Origin of the sequence: Flavobacterium gossypii (assembly GCF_014138495.1) — a bacterium.
Taxonomy (GTDB): domain Bacteria; phylum Bacteroidota; class Bacteroidia; order Flavobacteriales; family Flavobacteriaceae; genus Flavobacterium; species Flavobacterium endophyticum.
In genome coordinates, this window is the sequence record NZ_JACJIS010000003.1 from 330715 (window position 1) to 347149 (window position 16435).

General features: G+C 38.7%; 13 protein-coding genes and 1 tRNA gene. 9 read left to right on the forward strand and 5 right to left on the reverse strand.

The genetic code is table 11. The features are described from left to right. The first annotated feature begins 20 nt into the window (after positions 1 to 20). Complete coding sequence (locus tag GGR22_RS14565) at positions 21 to 1361, forward strand: sigma-54-dependent transcriptional regulator (RefSeq protein WP_182494249.1); 1341 nt, start codon at positions 21 to 23, stop codon at positions 1359 to 1361. Here GGR22_RS14565 and GGR22_RS14570 read toward each other — a convergent pair. Continuing rightward, complete coding sequence (locus GGR22_RS14570; protein WP_182494250.1) at positions 1358 to 3772, reverse strand: ATP-binding protein; 2415 nt, start codon at positions 3770 to 3772, stop codon at positions 1358 to 1360. The genes GGR22_RS14565 and GGR22_RS14570 overlap by 4 nt on opposite strands. A gap of 94 nt (positions 3773 to 3866) precedes the next feature. Continuing rightward, positions 3867 to 5009 carry an acyl-CoA dehydrogenase gene (locus GGR22_RS14575; protein ID WP_182494251.1) on the reverse strand — a complete coding sequence of 381 codons (1143 nt, stop codon included), beginning with the start codon at positions 5007 to 5009 and terminating at the stop codon, positions 3867 to 3869. A 97-nt stretch (positions 5010 to 5106) separates the two neighbouring features. Between GGR22_RS14575 and GGR22_RS14580 the strand changes: the two genes are divergently transcribed. The 5 genes from GGR22_RS14580 (at position 5107) to GGR22_RS14600 (ending at position 9852) form a co-directional block, all read left to right on the forward strand. Next, positions 5107 to 6174, forward strand: a complete 1068-nt coding sequence (locus GGR22_RS14580; RefSeq protein WP_182494252.1) for an anhydro-N-acetylmuramic acid kinase — start codon at positions 5107 to 5109, stop codon at positions 6172 to 6174. A gap of 92 nt (positions 6175 to 6266) precedes the next feature. After that, on the forward strand, positions 6267 to 7493 hold the full coding sequence (locus GGR22_RS14585) for a Glu/Leu/Phe/Val dehydrogenase (protein WP_182494253.1): 1227 nt from the start codon (positions 6267 to 6269) through the stop codon (positions 7491 to 7493). Between the two features lie 86 nt (positions 7494 to 7579). Continuing rightward, positions 7580 to 8461 (forward strand): energy transducer TonB, encoded by an 882-nt coding sequence (locus GGR22_RS14590; RefSeq protein ID WP_182494254.1) that lies wholly within the window; start codon positions 7580 to 7582, stop codon positions 8459 to 8461. A 37-nt stretch (positions 8462 to 8498) separates the two neighbouring features. Further along, complete coding sequence (locus GGR22_RS14595) at positions 8499 to 9719, forward strand: bifunctional folylpolyglutamate synthase/dihydrofolate synthase (RefSeq protein ID WP_182494255.1); 1221 nt, start codon at positions 8499 to 8501, stop codon at positions 9717 to 9719. A 58-nt stretch (positions 9720 to 9777) separates the two neighbouring features. Further along, positions 9778 to 9852, forward strand: a tRNA-Val gene (locus GGR22_RS14600). 147 nt (positions 9853 to 9999) lie between these two features. Here GGR22_RS14600 and GGR22_RS14605 read toward each other — a convergent pair. Continuing rightward, on the reverse strand, positions 10000 to 10542 hold the full coding sequence (locus GGR22_RS14605; protein ID WP_182494256.1) for a hypothetical protein: 543 nt from the start codon (positions 10540 to 10542) through the stop codon (positions 10000 to 10002). A gap of 288 nt (positions 10543 to 10830) precedes the next feature. Here GGR22_RS14605 and GGR22_RS14610 point away from each other — a divergent pair, with 288 nt between their 5' ends. Further along, a complete protein-coding gene (locus tag GGR22_RS14610) occupies positions 10831 to 10968 on the forward strand; it encodes a hypothetical protein (protein ID WP_182494257.1) in 138 nt (45 codons plus the stop codon). Between the two features lie 33 nt (positions 10969 to 11001). Here GGR22_RS14610 and GGR22_RS14615 read toward each other — a convergent pair whose 3' ends face one another. Then, on the reverse strand, positions 11002 to 12690 hold the full coding sequence (locus tag GGR22_RS14615) for a T9SS-dependent choice-of-anchor J family protein (RefSeq protein ID WP_182494258.1): 1689 nt from the start codon (positions 12688 to 12690) through the stop codon (positions 11002 to 11004). Between the two features lie 215 nt (positions 12691 to 12905). Here GGR22_RS14615 and GGR22_RS14620 point away from each other — a divergent pair, with 215 nt between their 5' ends. Further along, a complete protein-coding gene (locus GGR22_RS14620) occupies positions 12906 to 13184 on the forward strand; it encodes a hypothetical protein (RefSeq protein ID WP_182494259.1) in 279 nt (92 codons plus the stop codon). A 111-nt stretch (positions 13185 to 13295) separates the two neighbouring features. On the opposite strand, the gene GGR22_RS14625 is transcribed toward GGR22_RS14620, so the two are convergent. Further along, entirely contained in the window at positions 13296 to 14219 is a 924-nt protein-coding gene (locus GGR22_RS14625; protein ID WP_182494260.1) for a T9SS-dependent choice-of-anchor J family protein, read from the reverse strand. A 405-nt stretch (positions 14220 to 14624) separates the two neighbouring features. Between GGR22_RS14625 and GGR22_RS14630 the strand changes: the two genes are divergently transcribed. Then, positions 14625 to 15713, forward strand: a complete 1089-nt coding sequence (locus tag GGR22_RS14630) for a hypothetical protein (protein WP_182494261.1) — start codon at positions 14625 to 14627, stop codon at positions 15711 to 15713. Positions 15714 to 16435: the final 722 nt, after the last annotated feature.

Below are 16435 nucleotides of genomic sequence, written 5' to 3' on the forward strand. Positions count from 1 at the left end.
CATTACTACACCCCTGTCTTATGAGTTCGAAAATTTTGGTGATTGATGATGACACGTCTTTTTGCGTAATGCTGAAAACCTTTTTACAAAAAAAAGGTTATGATGTTACCAATGCTTTTACTGCCAGAGAAGCAGAAGAAGCAATAAAAAATCAAGTTTTCGATGTGGTCTTGACGGATATCCGACTGCCAGACAGCGACGGCATCCAGATCCTAAAATCCATCAAAGAAACTTCTTTCAAAACCCAAGTCGTATTGATGACGGGTTATACTGATATCAAAACAGCCGTAAGTGCCATGAAAATGGGAGCTTATGATTATGTCGGAAAGCCAATCAATCCTGACGAGATTCTTCATACCATTGAACAATCTTTAAAAAAGAGAGCTGAAAAACCGGAACCTGTTGCCACAAAAAGCGAAAAGAAAGAAACTACTGATCTTGCTTTTGTGAAAGGGATAAGCTCTACTTCAAACCAATTACACGAATACATTAGCCTTGTCTCGCCAACCAATATGTCAGTACTGATTATTGGCGACAGTGGTACGGGAAAAGAATATATTGCGCATACCATACACACGCAAAGCAAGCGAAAAGACAAGCCTTTTATTCCGGTAGATTGCGGTGCCATTCCAAAAGAATTGGCTTCTAGCGAGTTTTTCGGACATATAAAAGGTTCTTTTACGGGAGCTATCAATGACAAGACGGGCCATTTTGAAGCGGCCAATGGTGGTACCTTATTTTTGGATGAAGTCGGAAACCTTTCGTATGAAGTCCAAATCCAACTGCTTCGTGCTTTGCAAGAACGCAAAGTAAAACCTGTTGGCAGCAATCACGAAATCAAAGTAGATATCAGGGTCATTGCGGCTACAAATGAAGATTTATCAGAAGCTGTTAAGCGTGGCGATTTCAGAGAAGATTTGTATCATAGGCTCAATGAATTTTGCATCCAAGCTCCTAAATTAAGCGAAAGAAAACATGACATCATGGTGTTTGCGCATCACTTCTTAGCCTTGGCCAATGAAGATTTGGAAAAAGACATTGAAGGCTTTGATGACGAAGTCATTGAACTGTTTATGAATTATGACTGGCCGGGAAATCTTCGCGAGATGAAAAATACGATCAAGCGATCTGTATTGCTTACCAAAACCAATTCAGTGCCTATTGATGTCTTGCCTCAAGAAATGCGTTCGGCTATTGAGCAAGAAAATGCTGTTTCGTATTATTCAAAAGAAAATGAGGAATCTGCAATTCGCTCTGCTCTGGAAAAAGCAGGTTTCAACAAAACCAAGGCGGCAAAACTTTTGAATATAGATCGAAAAACGCTTTACAACAAGCTGAAATTATACAGCATAGACCTTTAGTTAATTTCCTTTTCAAGCTCTGAAATTAGTACCGATAGTTTTTGGAAAATGACTCCGACATACTTTTCCATGTCCTCTTTGTCATACCCTAAAGTTTGGTCTTCTATAGGCTCCAGCAAATCTGAAATTGTATAGACTTCCATCTGTTTCAACATCGGAATCATCTTATGCGCTATTTCAGCCATCCTTTGATGATTCATTTCCGCAACGGCTGTTCGCAATGATTCTGAATTTTCGGCAACGCTGGTTATAAACGTATCGACAATTAGCTTTAAGGAAACAGGATCATTTTGCGTAAACTTGTTCAGACTGGACAAATCAAACAATTTCTCGTCCTTTTTGGCATTGGTCACCTGAACGGCAACATCCATTGGCTTTCCATTGAAAATAGATTTCATCAAAAGAAGCAATTCTTCCAATCGCAATGGCTTTGGGTGAAAAGCTGTAAATCCTTTGCTTGTAAAGTCTTCCGGATTCAGGTTTCTTTTGCCAGACAAGGCAATTACAGGAATAGATGCTACTTCTGGACTGTTATTATTCCTGATAATCCTCACCAATTCAAATCCGTCGATATTCGGCATCTGAATATCACTCAAGACCAAATCGAAATGCTCATGCTCCAGCAAATTTCTTACTTTAGAAGCATCAACCAACGTGGTTATTGATACCGGATAATTCGAGAAAATTTCTTTCATCAAAGAAAGTTGCATCGCATCATCATCAACAATCAAGATTCTTTTGTCTCGTAAAAATTCCGTTTCAGAATCTAAAATCGACACGCTTTCCTCTACTGCTTTTATTCCCGACTTGATTGCCGGAATAGTAATCGTAAATATCGATCCTTTGTTTTCCTCACTATCCAACACAATGCTACCGTCTAAAAGGTATAGCATTCTTTTGGCAATTGTCAAGCCGAGACCGGTTCCGCCGAATTTCTTCTCGATTCCTGCATGCGCTTGCGTAAATTCCTTAAAAACAGCTTTTTGCTTGTTTTTGGCAATCCCGATTCCTGTATCGATAACCGAAACCACGATATTGTTTGCTTCAATCTTCGCCAAGACCTCAACAGAGCCTTCTTGCGTAAATTTTATCGCATTCGAAACCAGATTGGTCAATATCTGTTTCAATCTATAAGGATCCGAAACAAAATTATCATCAAGCGCTTCTTCTACATCCCAATTCAGCTCGATATCTTTATTTTCGGCGTTTGGCTCTAACGGCTTGCAGGTACTTTCTATCAAGTCTTTAAAATTAAAGCTGATTTTTTCTATAGTAATACGGTCATTTTCAAGTTTTGAGAAGTCGACCAAGTCGTTGACAAGCTTTAGTATATAATTAGACGAATGTTTTATATTGTCGAGATACTGTTGTTGCTTTGGATTAATCTCTGTATTTTTTAACAAGTCCGAAAAGCCGATAACGCTTCCTAAAGGTGTTTGTATATCATGGGTTACAGTTGCCAAAAGCATCATCTTGCTTCGTAACAAATCTTCTTTTTCAGCATTCAAAACCTCGAGCTGGTTCCTATAATTTTGATTGATGGTCAGGTCCCTGATAATGATGTAGGCAAAAAGAATCAGCAAGCAAAAAGTTATGGCTCCAACCCAGGCAATGGTTTGGATAGTATTATCAATTGCGTGTTTGGATTCATTGATTTTTGCATACGATTTCTGCAATATCTGCTTTTCAAGAGACGAAAGAACGGTTCTTAGCTGATCAGAAATAAAACGGTTCTCATCCAGCATTTTTTGTTCTTTCTCAAACAGCTCATAGTGCAGTTTGTTATCTTTTATAAGCAGTTTTGTCAGCACGCCTTCAAATGCCATCGTAAGCGAATCATTCGAAAGTGGCAACCTGCTCAAAGAATCTAATTGATTTTTCGTAAGGACTTCATTTAAAAAGGCCCTGTACTGCTGTCGGCCGGAAAACTTAACCGGCTTTATTTTTTTGACCAGCGAATCTTTGGTATTATAAATTTTCCGTACGGCTCTCTTGAAAGTTGATTTTTCATCAACATAATTTTGGAATTTTATAATTTCGTTGATGCTATTTTTCTTTTTCTGAAGCAGGTATTGAATCGTATCCAGCTTAGCAAGTTGTGTTTTGTCTGCTTCGGATTTTATCGCTTCGATTTCAGACTTTACGCTATCGAGCAACTTATTGTATTCGTTATAATCGGCTCTTGAACCTGTCAATATAGAATTTCTTCCTGCCGACTCAGAAGCATACAAGCTTGCAATCGCATTACTAATTCGGATAATCTTTTGATTGTCAGCAGTGACATCTTTATTGGGAGTTGCTATTTTTAAAATTTCAGAATAGACAAACCAAATAGACAAAACGGCTATTACAAAAAGCAATAGATAACCAACAATAACTTTACCTTTTAACGATCTCGGCTTCTGACTCATGAGATAAAGATAGTATTTAAAAATAATCTGTTCCAAAAAAAATCCAGCTGAAATTGCTGGATTTTTATATTTGGCTATGCCAATGTCATTGAAATTATCCGTTCAAGATACTTCTAGAAATTACGATTCTTTGTATTTCTGATGTACCTTCATAAATCTGAGTGATTTTTGCATCACGCATCATTCTTTCTACATGATACTCTCTTACGTAACCGTTACCACCATGGATTTGTACCGCTTCAATAGTAGTATCCATTGCTGTTTGAGAAGCAAATAATTTTGCCATCGCACCCGACTGAGAAATATCTTGTCCAGCATCTTTTTCACAAGCTGCTTTCATACACAACATTTCTGCCGCGCTAATCTGCGTTGCCATATCGGCCAATTTGAAAGCAATGGCTTGGTGTTTGGAAATTTCCTTCCCAAAAGCTTTTCTTTCTTTTGAATATTTCAAAGCCAATTCATAAGCTCCGGAAGCAATTCCTAAAGCTTGAGAAGCAATTCCGATTCTTCCTCCGTTCAATACTGCCATGGCAAAATTGAATCCGAAACCATCTTCTCCGATTCTATTTTCTTTAGGAACTTTTACGTCTGTAAACATTAATGAATGTGTATCAGATCCGCGGATTCCCATTTTTTGTTCTTTCGGACCGATCTCGAATCCAGCCCATCCTCTTTCAACAAGAAAAGCATTGATTCCTTTGTGTCCTTTTTCAACATCAGTTTGAGCGATTACGATATATGTCGAAGCAGTAGCTCCATTCGTAATCCAGTTTTTTGTACCATTTAAAAGATAATGGTCACCTTTGTCGATTGCTGTTGTTTTTTGAGAAGTCGCATCGCTTCCTGCTTCTGGTTCAGAAAGGCAGAAGGCACCAATTACCTCACCTTTTGCCAACGGCACAAGATATTTTTGCTTTTGCTCTTCGTTGCAATATTTTTCAATACCTGCACAAACTAAAGAGTTGTTTACAGACATTACTACGGCTGCCGAAGCGTCTACTTTTGCAATTTCTTTCATTGCCAAAACATAAGAAACGCTATCCAATCCAGCACCTCCGTATTTAGGGTCAACCATCATGCCTAGAAACCCTAGTTCAGCCATCATTTTGACCTGTTCTGTCGGAAATTTTGAATGTTCGTCTCTTTCAATTACACCCGGAAGCAATTCTGCTTGAGCAAAATCTCTTGCCGCTTGCTGAATCATTAGGTGTTCTTCGGTTAATTTAAAATCCATAATTTGTAAAGGTATTATTTGCCGTTCGTTGTTTTTTTGTGCCCAAATGTAAATATTAATTATCAAATTTTCAATAAGATTGCCTAATTTTGGCGCTATGGTCAAAGAAAACTATAACGTTATCGGGGTTATGTCGGGAACATCCTTAGATGGTATCGATCTGGCCCATATCCTTCTTAGCCGCCATGAGAACCGATGGCGCTTTGAAATTAAAGAAGCTGTCGCTATCCCTTATTCTGAAGATTGGATAGCCCGACTTAAAAATGCCGTAGATTTTTCAACTACAGAACTCGAGATCTTAAATAAAGAATATACCTTATTATTAGGCAAGGTGATTTCCAGCTTTATTAAAGACAATAAATTGGAAAATTTAGATGCAGTCTGTTCGCATGGACATACTATTTTGCATCAGCCACAAAACGGCTTCACATTGCAGATTGGAAATCTTCCAAACATTGCGAACTTGGTCGGACAAAAAATAATCTGCGATTTTAGAGTGCAGGATGTAGAATTAGGCGGACAAGGTGCTCCTCTTGTTCCGATTGGCGACCGATTTTTATTCCCATATTATGATTACTGCCTAAATCTGGGCGGTTTTTCAAACATTTCTTTTGAAGAAAACAACACTAGAATTGCCTTTGATATTTCTCCCGTAAATACTGTCCTTAATTATTATGCTAATCTAGCAGGATTGGAATATGACGATAAGGGGAAAATAGCCCGAAGCGGAAAAGTTTCCGAAGCACTATTGCAAGAACTGAATGCACTTGATTTTTATTCGAAAAGCTATCCTAAATCTTTAGGTTTTGAATTCGTAAAGACAATCGTTCTTCCAATGATTGAAAAACATTCAATCTCGTTGGAAGACAAATTGCGGACTTTTGTAGAGCATATTGCAATCCAAACTGCTTTGGCCGTTCCAAAAAAATCGGGAAGGCTTTTGGCGACAGGCGGCGGCGCTTATAATGATTTCTTACTCGAAAGAATGGCCTTCCACCTTCCGCAAATGACATTTGAAATTCCCGACGACAAAACGATACAATATAAGGAAGCGCTAATTTTCGGACTCTTAGGCGTTTTGAAATTGCGAAACGAAATCAACGTATTGGCAAGCGTGACCGGTGCCAAACACGATCACAGTTCTGGAAAAATATTCTTGCCTTAAATTAGGATTGTGATTCTCAAAACTTTGCTCTTTTGAAGCTTTAAAACTATATTTGCAAACCAATAAAACAATACATACAAACAGTACACATAATGAAAGATTTACTTAAGAAATTTGAAAATAAAGAACCTGAAATAGTATTTAACTGGAAAGATGCCGAAACAGAGGCAGAAGGCTGGACAGTTATCAATTCGCTTCGCGGTGGTGCTGCAGGCGGTGGAACAAGAATGAGAAAAGGATTAGACATGAACGAAGTTCTTTCTTTGGCAAAAACTATGGAAGTAAAATTTTCAGTTTCCGGGCCTGCTATTGGCGGTGCCAAATCTGGAATCAACTTTGATCCGAATGACCCAAGAAAAAAAGGCGTTTTGCAAAGATGGTACAAAGCTGTTTCTCCGTTGTTGAAAAGCTATTACGGAACTGGAGGCGACTTGAATGTAGACGAAATCCACGAAGTAATTCCGATGACCGAAGAATGTGGCGTTTGGCATCCACAAGAAGGTGTTTTCAACGGACATTTTAAACCGACTGAAGCTGACAAAATCAACCGAATCGGACAATTGCGTCAAGGTGTTGTAAAGGTGATTGAAAATCCAGTTTATTCTCCAGATGTCAACCAAAAATATACCGTAGCCGATATGATTACTGGTTTTGGCGTAGCCGAAGCAGTGCGTCATTTTTATGATATCTATGGCGGAAGCATCAAAGGAAAAAAAGCTATCGTTCAAGGATTCGGAAACGTAGGTTCAGCAGCAGCCTATTACTTAGCTAATTCTGGAGCAAAAGTGGTCGGTATCATTGACCGAAACGGCGGTGTTATCAATGAAGATGGGTTTACTTTTGAAGAAATCCGAAACTTATTCGTGAACAAAAACGGAAACCAGCTGGTAGCCGATAATATGATTCCTTTTGAAGAAATCAACCAAAAAATATGGACCATCGGAGCAGAAATCTTCACGCCTTGCGCTGCTTCAAGATTGGTTACTCAAGAACAATTAGACAATATGACCGCTTCTGGATTGGAAGTTATTTCATGCGGTGCGAACGTTCCGTTTGCTGACAAAGAAATTTTCTTCGGCCCAATTATGGAAGCGACCGATAAAAAAGTAAGCTTGATTCCTGACTTTATCTCTAACTGCGGTATGGCCAGAGTATTTGCTTATTTTATGGAGAAAAAAGTTCACATGACTGATGAAGCTATCTTTAACGATACTTCTGAAATAATCAAAAATGCGATCCAAAAGGCACACGCCTTAAATTCTGACAAGAAAAACATCAGCGCGACTGCTTTCGAGATTGCCTTGAAACAGTTGGTCTAATTATTGATTATAGTAGTTCAGATAACATTTTTTCAATAATTCCGTTATCTTTATGATACTTTTATCAAGAATAATTTTTTAAAGCTATGAGTTACACCATTTCTGAAGAGCAAAAAAAGTCGTTGGCGATCACAACTGTATTGTTTGTGATTTTCATCCTGCTTTTGATTTTAATAAAATTTGCTACCGAAGAGAGAATCCAAGAACTTGCCGGAGGCGGTGGAGGCGGTGTAACTGTAAACTTTGGAGACAGCGAGTTTGGTTCTGGAGCTGATTATACGAGCGAGGTTTTAAAAGTAAGCCAGACTGCAAAATCAGCTCCGCAATCATCCGCGAGTGCTCAAGAAGATATTTTGACTCAGGCTTCTGATGATGAAGATGCGGTTTCTGTGGTTGAAAATAAAAAACCAGTCAAAACGGAAATTAAAAAAACGGATAAGCCTGTTGTTGTTCCGGAAAAGCCTAAACCTTCAAAATCCACTAACGATGCGCTTGCGAATATCTTAGGCGGAAATAACAAAGGAGGCGATGGCGACGACGGCGTTGCCGGAAACAAAGGAAAACTCAACGGCGATAAAAATTCAAACAATTATTATGGCGACGGAGGTTCTGGAGGCGGAACAGGCGGCGGTAATGGTCCTGGAAATGGACCAGGCAATGGCCCTGGAAGCGGACCAGGTTCTGGAGGAGGAACAGGCGGCGGTTATTCATTAGGAAACCGAAAAGCCATATCCAAACCAGCTCCTGCCTACAAATGCAATGAAGAAGGAAAAGTTGTTGTTCAAGTGACTGTTGACAGAAGCGGAAAAACAATAGGCGCTGTTCCTGGCGTAAAAGGAACAACTAATGCTGCGCGTTGCTTATTGGATCAAGCAAAAATTGCCGCAATGAATACCAAATGGTCTTCAGACAATGATGCCGCCGAAAAACAAGTCGGAACAATCGTATATAATTTCAGCTTGAATTAATATTCAAACGTATATTCATCATTTTCAATTCTGAAAAATGACCTATCCTGAAACTTTAGACTGGATGTTCAACCAGTTGCCAATGTATCAAAAACAAGGCGCTTCAGCCTATAAGGAAGATTTGACCAATACTATTTTATTAGCAAATCATCTCCATAATCCTGAAAAGGAAATCAAAACTATTCATGTTGCCGGAACCAATGGAAAAGGCTCTACCTCACACTTTTTAGCATCGATTTTACAAGAAGCGGGATACAAGACCGGATTATACACTTCTCCACATCTAAAAGATTTTCGCGAAAGAATAAAGATTGACGGAGAAGACATCTCCGAAGATTTTGTCGTAAGCTTTATTGCCCAAAACAAATCCTTCTTTGAAGAAAACCAATTGAGCTTTTTCGAGATGACCGTCGGTTTGGCCTTTGATTATTTCCACCAAGAAAAAGTTGATATCGCGATTATCGAAGTCGGTCTGGGCGGACGATTAGATTCTACAAATATTATTACTCCTCTCCTTTCCGTTATTACCAATATCGGAATGGACCATGTACAGTTTTTAGGAAATACGATGAAAAAAATCGCTTTTGAAAAAGCGGGAATCATCAAGCCTAATATACCTGTTGTCATCGGAGAATACACTTCCGAAACAAAGCCTGTTTTTGAGAAAAAAGCGAGTGAAACCCAATCCGAAATTTTCTTTGCTTCCGATATAATCCAAGAAACCTATCCTTCAGTGCTTCTTGGCGATTACCAAAAGCAGAACAAAAAAACGGTTCTGCAAGCGATTCGCGTGTTACAATCCCAAAACCAGTTTCAAATTTCAGAAGAAAATATAAAAGACGGATTCTGGAATGTGGTCAAAAATACCGGACTGCAAGGCCGTTGGCAGCAATTGAAAGAAGCTCCAAAAGTAATCTGCGATACGGCACATAACAAGCACGGACTTGAAATCGTAATAAATCAAGTAAACAATCAGAAATTTGATAATCTTCATATCGTATTGGGAGTCGTAAACGACAAAGATTTAGACGATGTGTTGCCTCTCTTCCCAAAAAACGCTATTTATTATTTTTGCAGGCCTGATATTCCTCGCGGATTAGATGCTTCGACTTTACAGCAAAAAGCAACATCATTCGGACTCAATGGAAAAGTATACAACTCTGTTACAGAAGCTTACAAAAACGCTCTAGAAAATGCTTCGGAATCTGACTTTATCTATGTTGGCGGAAGCACATTTGTAGTAGCAGAAATTTTATAATTTTTGTAAATATAATTTGCAGATATAAAAAAACAGTCTATATTTGCACTCGCAATCAGGGCGATTAGCTCAGTTGGTTCAGAGCATCTGGTTTACACCCAGAGGGTCGGGGGTTCGAATCCCTCATCGCCCACAAGAAAAGCCGAAACTTACGTTTCGGCTTTTTGCATTCTACAAGTGTGGAAAAATTTCTTCCTAACTCTTCAGAATGCAAAAAAGCAAACTGACTAGAGAGAGGTTTTACTTCATAAGTAAAATATTAAGTTGTTAGTAATTTCGTTTAGCGGCCACTGCGTAAGCTTTCAGCGCGCTTATTTTTGGCAATTAAAAACGCGAACACTGCTGCGATGACTACCGGAATCCCTGTTAAAAGAGCCAATGTTCTGCTTGGAAGTCCAGAATATTCACCTCGTTCGAGATTAGGAGAAGCAAAATAGGCCGCCAACAAAAGCACTACAGAAGACACTAGTAACATTCTGGAAAAATTTAAATTCGGGCGGAAAAGAAATACGCTTAGTATTAATGAAATTACGACAAGAAAACCAAGCAACATCTGTACCGTCGTATATACTGATTCTGACGGAAGTTTTTTTAGACCCTCTTCTGCCGTAGCAATCTGCTCGTCTATTTGTGTTTTTGATTCGCCTGTCATGTTCTTTGCTTCTTCTTTTAATAAAGAAAGGCTTTGTTCCGCTTCAACAATTTCCATGCGACTTTCGCGAAGATCATCTTTATCGCGCTGGGCTCTCCAGATTGACATGGTTCCAAAGAGTAATGCAAATAAAATGACAAGGATTCCAAAAATTCGTAATGCTGTTCTCATGTTCTTTTTTAATTGATTTAGGTTACATAAAAAGTTAAGTCCGCACAGTTCCAAAACAGCATCGTTTCTGAACTGCATTGCAATACTAAATCAAAAAGAAATATGATTTTTGGCCGATGAACATACGCGCTATTTTGCGAGATTATCGTCGGCAATGAGAGGAAAAGCGTTTAAGGATATAAGACCGACTTTCGAGCAGCAAGAGGAATTCTTTTTTTTTACGTACGGATAGCGACACACTGAGTTTGTTCTGCATCACGATTGTATACCACCATCAGCCTTAATAAAATGGTCAAAATATGCCATGTTAATCAAGTACGATTGTGCATGTGGAAAAAGCTGTACGGCGAAAGTATCATTTCGTACTCTTTGAGATTGGCAGAAACGACGAGTTTTGGCGTATTCATAAAGTTGACGGTCGTGTAATTCTTATCGGCTTCACAACTTACGATATCTTCCCTACTCCTTTACAAACTTTCCACTTCTATTACCCACTTTCAAAATGTAAATTCCGGTTGGCAAAGAAGTAACACTGACTGTATTTACATCTATTTGACGACAGCTCATCTGTCTGCCGGTCAGGTCAAATATCTGTGCTGTCGCATTGTCTTCTAGTCCAGCCGTATCAAACTGCAATTCTTCTTTTACAGGATTCGGATAAATCGACAATAGGCTTTTTTGAGTATAAGTATATTCTGGAGTTCCCAATACAGAAAATTGGAAAGTCGCGCTTACCGGCAAATGGTTGGAAGTCGTATTATAATAATTGCTGATATTTTGCACTATCGCCGCTTCTTGGGCCGTACTGCTCGAAACATAGTTGGTCGACAGCTCGTTAGAAATGATGATGTTTTCGATAATTGGGTGCGTTCCCCAAGTCTGGTTCACATCAACCATGTTTTTGGTAATGCTGTTGTAATTGACCTCATCGTCGACAAAGTTTTTATAGGGCGACAGCGTACAGGCACAGGCATCGCTTGTTGTTCCGATAAGATAATCGTTGAAATCTCCAATCAGTATCAGGTTTTTAGAATTATAGCTAGTTCCGTCAAGAATCATCTTTAAAGCTTGTGAAGCCCCTAATCGGCGCGTATAGCTCGCAGCATTGCCGTCTTCAGCCTTAGCATGAATGTTTACGATAGATACCGGAACTAATGTAGTTCCCGAAATAAGATTGACGGTATACAACGCAGGATAGCGTCCGCCAGACCAATTATAATTATAAGAGTTGCCTTGCGACGGACTGCCGCTGCTTAATTGCGTAGCGCTCACAAACTGCACTTTTGATTTTTTATAGATGATACCTTGTCTCTGGTCGCAATCGCCTGTTGTTGTAGGCACGATCTTGCCTTCCCATTCGTCACTACCCAAAAGCGACACGAGTGTTGCGATAGAAGGATTTGCTGCAGAGTTGGAAACTTCTTGGATGCAGTATATATCCGAATTCATCGAAAGCATGGCCGCCGCAACATTAGCAATCTGTTGGCTTTCGTTAGTCGGCCCGAATGAAGTACAGCCCAACCATTCCGTATTCCAGTTTGTAATTTTAAAAACACCGGCATTCGGATTTGTTGCTTGCGGTTGACCTACAACTTTTACGTTCTTTATTTCCCATGTAGCGCTCTGGGTTGCGCTGCTTTTATAGCGAAAAGCAATTCGTGAGTTTTCTGATTTTGCAGCATCTGGTAACACAAGCTGACCCGAAGCCACATATTGCCAGGCAGTAGGAACCGTTTGGTTCAATCCTGTCAGTTCAACCCATGTTGTTGTTGCCGGATCGCCTGTGTAGTTAGCCGTAGCAAAGACTTTATACCAGCCTTCTGCCACGCCTACATTTAGGACTCCAGCATTGCCGCGCGTATGGTTAAACGTGAGCTTTACGTTATCTGTCTGATATAGATTCATTGCCGAACTGATAAGCCAATCTTCGTTTTCAAAGCTCTGTCCTCCTGCATACCCATTACACATGGCTCCATAAGTCGTACTATGCGACCAGTTTTGCGAACCCGTAACGCTGAAAGCGGTAAACGTATTGAAACTTTGCGCCGTAAGCAACGTCTGATCTAGAATTGTGGTCTGCGCCGATGACAGGTTTGGAGTAAAGCCCGAAAGGACCAATAAAACAAGCAATCTGAAATAGTTTTGCATTTTGTAGGGGTATCGATCTGAACAGCCGCACGAAAATTGCCAAGAGCTGTACAGAAAATGTTTGTTGGACGCAAACATACAAATAAAACCGATTTGCTTTTTTACTAAAACATTAAGATTGACGACTTTTGGAAATTTATTGGCTGTTTTCTTTTGGCCGTGACTAAGTTCTTAATGGATTTTCACAATTACCCTAATAACCTTAAATTTGTATTATGAGATTAAATGACGATGACATAAAAAAGGTTGAAGCCCTATTCAGGCAAATACTAATTATTGGGATTGATTCTTCACAGTTCTACAATCCTGAAGAGGAATACCGAACAAGATACCTTATAAAAAAAGCCAATACGCTTTATGTAAATGTTCCTGCAGGAAAAATGAACAAATGGCACATGACGATATTTGATAAAAAGAAAAAGCATATTTCATTGACTCCTTTTATTGAAGAATTTCCTGAACAAGGTATTACAAGGATTGGTTTCAAGAAGTAGTTTATTCCTGCACGTTCAGTCTTATCAATAACGCATCCTTATTTTTTTTACCTTAAAAATAAAAGCCCGCTTTTAGGAGCGGGCTTGTCTTATTATACTAATGTAATAAAATTAGTTTTTTATAATTTTTGTAGTTCCATATCCAGAATCGGTCTGAACATTTAAGAAGTACATTCCTGTAGTCAGATCAGAGATGTTGATTTGAGTTTCAGAAACACCTTTTGTATTGACATTTTTAACAACGCGTCCGTTCAAGTCTGTGATTTGGATGGTGTTGATAGCCATGTTGTTTTTGCCTGCTAAATTTACTATTCCCATTGATGGATTTGGATACACTGAGAAATTATTTGCAAAGAAATCATCCGTACTCAATGCCCTGTTTACATCAAAAGTATCAATCCCGATAAGATCTGAATTAGCACCACTCGGCCCTCCATTTGTCACAAAATATCTAAATCCAAATTTCACAGCTGTTGGACCCGAAAGACCAGAAACTGTAAAACTATACTGTGTCCAAACTTTAGGATACACAAATCCAGCAGCCAATGTTGGGTTGACATGCGTTGCAGCCGTACTCATCCTTAGTTCCAAACGATCCAGATAATCGTCTGTGGCCGAAGTTCCTTTTCTAGACCAAAAAGAAACAACATCGCCATTTTGTACCGTAACCACAGGACTAATCAACCAGTTGCTGATTGTTCCAGCTCCAGTCGTACTTCTAAAATTAACCAACGCAAATGAATTAGGCCCTCCCGATTGGCCATTCGGAACCGGACTTACCTCACCGTTAGTATAAACCCTGTCATTGAAGGGGTTGCCTTGAATTGCCGGTGTTACAGTCGTATTTACAGTAACAGGAGTGTAAGAGGCAATCGTCCATAATGCTGTTGTTATAGGATTACTTTGGTTAGTCCTCATCCATCCAGCCGTCTCCATTTCTGCTGTGGTGCCGCTAAAACCGAAACTATAAACGGTTTGAGCATTAACAAATCCTGAAACAGAAAGTAAAAAAACAGAAAGTAGCGTTTTTTTCATAAAATAAAGTATTAAAAAATTAATAATAAAATACATTTTGATACTCTAGGAAGCATAAAAAAAACTACTTGGAAAAGCAGGTTTTCACAAGTAAAAAATCACGCCCTTTTACTTTCCTAGAAGCAAGCAATGCATCTTCATAAAAAATTAGTTAATACGTGGGCAATTTATAAAAAAATAATAAATTATACAACAAAAAAGAATTTTTTAAACAAAAGCAACTCATTAAACAAAACAGACTCCTTTTAACGAGAATTTATAACACATTTTATAGCTCCATTTTCTGCAAAAAGCATTTTCTGATAGGTTGCGTTTTTGTTAAGGAAAGAGTATACTGCTATGGCCAGTAGCAATTGACTATTCACATGTTAAAAAATATGGTATGTTTGCCTAAAATAAACTGAAATGACCAAAAGCAAGAAACTGAAATTCTTAAAAACCATAGGCGTATTTGCTTTACTACTGCTGCTGCCGTTAAGCCTTTTTGCACAAGATGAATTTTCTAAGATTCCGCTAAAAGGAAAAATCAAATCCTATACAACCTACAAACTTTCTGGCGACAGCCTAAATCCTGTTTTGGTTGTTGTCAAAAAAGTAACCTATGATAAAAAGAACCGCCTGCTTACTTCGTTTGCCGAAACAGGGAGAGGCAGCCAATCTAACGAGGTCAATATTTTTAATGGCACTACCGTAACCAATTACAGCTGCCGGTGCAAGGATATTGAGGCGTTTATAAAAAAGTTTGAAATACGAGATAATGCCGAACTTAAGAACATGCGAGGATACGGCACGGGGCAAGAACCTACAAAGTTTGTAAAAATAACGCAGCTCGACAAGCGGGGCAATGCAGCCGTAATAAGCAATTATTCTGAAACGGGCTATAAGACCTCGGAAGAGAAGCTGTGGTATGATGCTGCCGATAACGAGACAAAGAAAGAACGGTATGATTTTGACGGAAATCTAGAAGAAACCGTCCTAAATACTTATAATAAGGCAAGAAAGCAGATAAGCCAAACGATAAACAGGCCAAAAGAAGGCGAATATAAATATGCCTGGTCGTATAACAAACAAGGCAACACTACAGAGTTTTTGACTTACCGCAACAGCACGCTAGACCAGCACCAAAAATATAGCATCGCAGACAAAGGCACTTATAAAGAATTTAATACGACCAACGTACTTAAAAATGTAACCTACCTGCAAAAGCAAGTTTATTATGATGCCAAAGGCAATGAAATTAAGGTCATTAATTTTAATCCTGATGGCAGCATGCAATCGCGTCATGAGTTTGCCTATGATAAAAATGGCAACTTAAAAACCTATTCGGTCTATTATAAAGAAGATGTGCTAAGTACGCAATATGACTATACAGTTGATGCAAAAGGCAATGCAATCGAAGTGAAAAAAAAGCAACTGGTGACATATCATCATCCAGACGGCAGAAAAGAACCACGTTATGAAGCTTCAAAATACAAAAGAGAGATTGATTATTGAAAATAAGAGCATCTGTCTTAAATCTAATCTCTGATATGCTACAAGTTTACAATCCGATACATTGCAACGTGTCGGATTTTTTCTTTTTACACCTTTCCCAACACCAATCCTACCCTGTTTTTTCCTTTTTTGGAGCCAATCAAAAAAACAGTTACACCGTAAAACTGACCAGTTACGCCCGTATTTGACCACTTATTACTTTTCGGTTGCGTTTTTCCGATTGAACTTTTAGTATTGTATCCAGAAAACAGAAGCATCCGGGTTCTGGTCTGCTTCACTATCAAAAAACAGGTATGGGAGTTATTCATTACAGCAAACAGAAAAATCAGCAGACAGCCTATTGGTTTGGCACTGCATTCAATAAATGTTGTCAGATTCTGGCGGGTTCCGATAGCAATTTTGAATTGCTATATAGAAAAAAGTTTTTCCAAATAGAACCGCGCAGTTTCTGATAGAAATTTTAAACTTCTATATAGGAATTCTAAAAAACAGACAGAAAAAAATTAGTCTATTTAGAACCGCACAATTTCTGAGAGAAATTTTAAACCTCTATATAGGAGTTCTAAAAAACAAATAGAAAAAAATTTAGTCTATGTAGAACCGCCCGGCTTTTGATAGAAATTCTAAAGTTCTATATAGAAAAAGTTTTCTTCAACAGGATTGCACAGATTCTGTAATTCCGTTGGGAATTTTTTAGGCTTTGAATGCCAAAATTGATTTAT

Coding starts and splice junctions, on each gene's coding strand:
- GGR22_RS14580 (WP_182494252.1), top strand. CDS start 5,107: ATGGTCAAAGAAAACTATAACGTTATCGGGGTTATGTCGGGAACATCC.
- GGR22_RS14630 (WP_182494261.1), top strand. CDS start 14,625: ATGACCAAAAGCAAGAAACTGAAATTCTTAAAAACCATAGGCGTATTT.
- GGR22_RS14565 (WP_182494249.1), top strand. CDS start 21: ATGAGTTCGAAAATTTTGGTGATTGATGATGACACGTCTTTTTGCGTA.
- GGR22_RS14585 (WP_182494253.1), top strand. CDS start 6,267: ATGAAAGATTTACTTAAGAAATTTGAAAATAAAGAACCTGAAATAGTA.
- GGR22_RS14570 (WP_182494250.1), bottom strand. CDS start 3,772: ATGAGTCAGAAGCCGAGATCGTTAAAAGGTAAAGTTATTGTTGGTTAT.
- GGR22_RS14615 (WP_182494258.1), bottom strand. CDS start 12,690: ATGCAAAACTATTTCAGATTGCTTGTTTTATTGGTCCTTTCGGGCTTT.
- GGR22_RS14625 (WP_182494260.1), bottom strand. CDS start 14,219: ATGAAAAAAACGCTACTTTCTGTTTTTTTACTTTCTGTTTCAGGATTT.
- GGR22_RS14575 (WP_182494251.1), bottom strand. CDS start 5,009: ATGGATTTTAAATTAACCGAAGAACACCTAATGATTCAGCAAGCGGCA.
- GGR22_RS14605 (WP_182494256.1), bottom strand. CDS start 10,542: ATGAGAACAGCATTACGAATTTTTGGAATCCTTGTCATTTTATTTGCA.
- GGR22_RS14610 (WP_182494257.1), top strand. CDS start 10,831: ATGGTCAAAATATGCCATGTTAATCAAGTACGATTGTGCATGTGGAAA.
- GGR22_RS14620 (WP_182494259.1), top strand. CDS start 12,906: ATGAGATTAAATGACGATGACATAAAAAAGGTTGAAGCCCTATTCAGG.
- GGR22_RS14595 (WP_182494255.1), top strand. CDS start 8,499: ATGACCTATCCTGAAACTTTAGACTGGATGTTCAACCAGTTGCCAATG.
- GGR22_RS14590 (WP_182494254.1), top strand. CDS start 7,580: ATGAGTTACACCATTTCTGAAGAGCAAAAAAAGTCGTTGGCGATCACA.